Below are 439 nucleotides of genomic sequence, written 5' to 3' on the forward strand. Positions count from 1 at the left end.
GATGGTGCGACGTCAAATCTTCACTGGGTAGACAATGAGATTACCTCATCTATTTATCAGAGAGAAACTAAAATTTTAGATATCAACTCGAAGACAGGTCTCTATCCCCTTCATAGTGCCATTAGTCTGTATTATCAACGAGTGGCAGAAAATGATGATCATCGTTTTGAAGCTGACCAAGTCTATCAAGATATTTTAGCGAATAACATCTATGCTATTGCCAAAACACCAATGGCAAAAACCATTACTGAACGTACACTGACAGGCTATCGGAAGTATAAGACTAATGTAACTTACATTGAGAAACTGACAGAAACGCTTAAAACAGATATTGAACAAGGTAAAAAACTAGTCGAGGAGGTATTTGACAAGGTGAAATTTGATGTAGTGATAGGAAATCCTCCGTATCAGGAAAGTGATAATTCTTCGGGGGATTGCG

General features: G+C 37.8%; 1 protein-coding gene. It reads left to right on the forward strand.

What is annotated here, in order from left to right; genetic code table 11:
• A partial coding sequence (locus C1E99_RS12130) for an Eco57I restriction-modification methylase domain-containing protein (RefSeq protein WP_153060217.1) occupies positions 1–439 on the forward strand: 439 nt, incomplete at both ends.

The sequence above is a fragment of the Streptococcus suis genome, from assembly GCF_002964045.1.
In the GTDB taxonomy this organism is placed as follows: domain Bacteria; phylum Bacillota; class Bacilli; order Lactobacillales; family Streptococcaceae; genus Streptococcus; species Streptococcus suis_U.